The following is a 3,052-nucleotide window of genomic DNA, read 5'->3' as shown; positions in this document are numbered from 1 at the left end:
TATGCCCAGCGCCATGGCGCGCTCTTTCCAGTCCTCAAACGTCAGGCGAATGGCAGCCAGCACACTGGGTACAATCATGGCCGCGCCTACCGCCAGGCCAGCCCGCGCCCCGATAAGGGCCTTGGCCGTAGGAGAGAAGGCGGCGGCCAGCGATGCCGCCAGAAAAATGGTCAATCCCGCCAGCAGCAGCTTGCGCGGTCCCACGCGGTCTCCCAGCGTACCCATAGGGACGAGCAGGCTCGCCATGATCAGCGGATAGATGTCGATAATCCACAGAATTTCCGTGCCTGTGGCCTGAAGGGCCAGCGTCAGGGAGGGAATGGCGATGTGCAGGATGGTCAGGTCCACGGCAATGGGCAGGTAGGCCACCATAACCGCCAGCAGTATGCGCCTGCGCGCACGGCGGGAGGGGGCTGTTTTGCCTGGGGGGTCGGGCAGTTGCCCGTCATTGTTCTTGGCAATGGTCTTATGAAGGGTATTATTCATGGCAGGGTCACACATATGGTCACAGTATGGTCAAGCGGGCTGTTTTTCCCGCAGGGGAAGTGGGTTGCGCCTGTTTGCGCCGAAAATGCGATGGCGGCGTATTTCTGCCGGAACGCTTCATGATATGGGCAAAGAGCGGCGGCGTAAAACAGACGCCGGAAACCGCAGCCCTTGCTGTCTGCTTGCTGTTTGTAAGGGCATCAGTCAGCATAAGGTATGGAGCGGGTCCAGAGTCAAGGAGAAAGTATGAAGTATCTGAGTACAAGCCAATTCGCCAGACTTTGCCGAACCAGCAAGGATACCCTGCTGTTTTATGACAGGGAAGGGCTGCTCAGGCCCAGGCGTGTTTCAGAAAAGGGCTATCGCCGATACGGGGCGGAGCAGTTTTACGAGTTTGACATGATCCGCATGTTCAAGGATGTGGGCATTTCGCTCAAAGACATCCGCAGCTATATGCGCGCGCCCAACCCGCGCGACCTGTTGCGGCATCTGGAGGAAAAAAGACGTCTTTTGCAGCAGGAAAGGATGCGTCTGCTTTCGCGGCAAAGGATGCTGGAAGCCAACATGGCGCTGGCCCACGAGGCCATGCATGCCCGTTATGACGTGCCGGAGTTGGTGGAGATGGACACAGAACGCCTGAGCGTCATGCCCGTCAGCCCGGAGGAGCAGGCTACGGATGAAGGCAGCATAGCCCTGTTTGCCGCGTTGGTGGAGCGCTTTGAGGGCCGCGGACAGGCCGCGCCCATGCCGCTCGGCTTTTTGCTGCAAAAGGAACACGCGGCGAAGCCTTCCTATGTGGCGGAGTATTTTTTTTGCGGGGCCTCGCGCGAAACAGGGGGCATGAGCCTGCACGTGCGCCCGGCGGGGCTTTATGCCCGGCTGTACCACCGGGGGGATTCTGAAAGCCACAAGGCCGCTTGCGAAAAAATGGCGGACATTGTGGCGCGGCAGGGGGGGGAGGCCAGCGGTCATCTTTATGGCTATGACATGGCAAGCTATATCGTGTGTCCTTCCACCAGGGAATATGTAACGCGGTATTGCGTGCGCGTAAGCGCTGACAGTGGGCCAAGCGTCCTGTAAGTGCTTGAGGAAGGCGGCTGTTGCGAACAGCCCCGGGCAGTGTTGTGAAAAGAGCGCGGGCCGCAGTGTCGGCAGCATGCTTGGCCGGGTCTGGTTGCAGCGGGCCTGCGCGCCAGACAGCTTGCGCCAGACAGCTTGCGCCAGATAGCCTGCGCTTGGCCCGGTCTGGTGGTCTGGTGTTCCGCTGGTGCGTCCGGCAGCCCGCCGTCCGCTATCCCGGCGCACGGGCGTTATTTGTGCAGCTTTTCGGCAATAAGCTCGCGTATGATCTTGCTCAGGCCGGGCAGGTCCGGCTTGGACACCTGCTTGTCGGCCCCGACCTTGACCCCCTTGGCGTACAGGGCATCTGTGATAAGGGAGGAAAAGAGGATCACCGGCAGGGTGCTCAGTCCGGGAGTATCGCGTATTTTGGCCGTGAGCATGTGTCCGTCCATTTCGGGCATTTCAATGTCCGAAATGACCAGATGCACCATGTCGGTAAGTTCCTTGCTCTGGGACTGGGCCTCGCTGTGTGTTTTTTGCAGATATTCCCAGGCTTCGCGTCCGCTGGCCACGGCCGTAACGCGAAAACCGGATTTTTGCAGCGAAGACTTGATGATGTGACGCAACGAGTTGGAGTCGTCAGCCACAAGCAGGTGAAACTGGCCTGCGCCTTCCACGGGCGTGGTGTCCACCTTGATCTGTGACATATCAAGGGTGCTGTCCAGACTGGCGAGGATTTTTTCCATATCCAGGATAAAGAGCACACGATCCTGAATGCGCAGTACGCCGGTAATACTGTCGCGCGAGTAGTTCTGTACGTACTGGTTGGGCGGCTCAATGCGATCCCAGGTCATGCGGTGGATGCTCGTTACTGCTGAAACCAGAAAGGCTGCCTGCACGCCGCTGAACTCGGTGACAATGACCTTGGCATTGTCTTCGGTCGCCATCTCCTTGCCGAGCCATGTGGCAAGGTTGAGAATGGGCAGCACCTTGCCCCGCAGGTTGAATGTGCCGAGCACCGAAGGATCGCACTTGCTGGGTACGCTGGTGATGTTGGGCAGGCGGATGATTTCCAGCACCTTGGCGACGTTGATGCCATAGTACCCGCTGTAGGCGCTGCCGTCCGGCTGCTTTTCGTCTATAAGAAATTCAATGATTTCAAGTTCATTGTTGTTGACGTTGAGCATGCTGTTTTGCGACATGGCTACCATCCTGTCTGCCTGCGCATGGCGCGCGGCAGGGCTTGTGTGCTGACGTGAAGCAATATCCGGCTCCGGGGCGCGGGACCGCTGTTGTCATTATCGGCCGAAATGCTTTTTCTCTTAGAGCGGCAGCAGGGCGACAGCGTGGTTTTTCACTGTTTTTTTGCTTGCTGCCGGAATCTTTTATGGCCGTGCATCTGCCGGAGGCCGGATTGTTCTTGCGGGCGAAGGCCCCAATGCTCCGGTACAGGTCGCATGCCGCTGCCGGGCGGGCCGGGGCCGCGGCTAGACCGGCGATTTGC

Annotated in this window: 3 protein-coding genes; 1 reads left to right on the top strand and 2 read right to left on the bottom strand. The window is 59.0% G+C overall.

Annotation, left to right across the window (positions count from 1 at the left end; translation table 11 throughout):
- Nucleotides 1-486: MFS transporter (locus tag V6C16_RS10385; RefSeq protein WP_333543151.1), on the bottom strand; the 486-nt coding region annotated here is incomplete at its 3' end.
- Nucleotides 487-732: 246 nt separating this feature from the next.
- Here V6C16_RS10385 and V6C16_RS10380 point away from each other — a divergent pair.
- Nucleotides 733-1,566, top strand: a complete 834-nt coding sequence (locus V6C16_RS10380; RefSeq protein ID WP_333543150.1) for a MerR family transcriptional regulator — start codon at nucleotides 733-735, stop codon at nucleotides 1,564-1,566.
- Between the two features lie 230 nt (nucleotides 1,567-1,796).
- Here V6C16_RS10380 and V6C16_RS10375 read toward each other — a convergent pair whose 3' ends face one another.
- The gene (locus V6C16_RS10375; protein ID WP_333535903.1) at nucleotides 1,797-2,750 is read right to left on the bottom strand and encodes a chemotaxis protein; all 954 of its coding nucleotides are present in this window, start codon (nucleotides 2,748-2,750) and stop codon (nucleotides 1,797-1,799) included.
- Nucleotides 2,751-3,052 lie beyond the last annotated feature (302 nt).

This window comes from Desulfovibrio sp. 1188_IL3213 (assembly GCF_036763145.1).
In the GTDB taxonomy this organism is placed as follows: domain Bacteria; phylum Desulfobacterota; class Desulfovibrionia; order Desulfovibrionales; family Desulfovibrionaceae; genus Desulfovibrio.
Note: the sequence above shows the minus strand (reverse complement) of the source record. Positions and strands in the feature narration are given on the sequence as shown.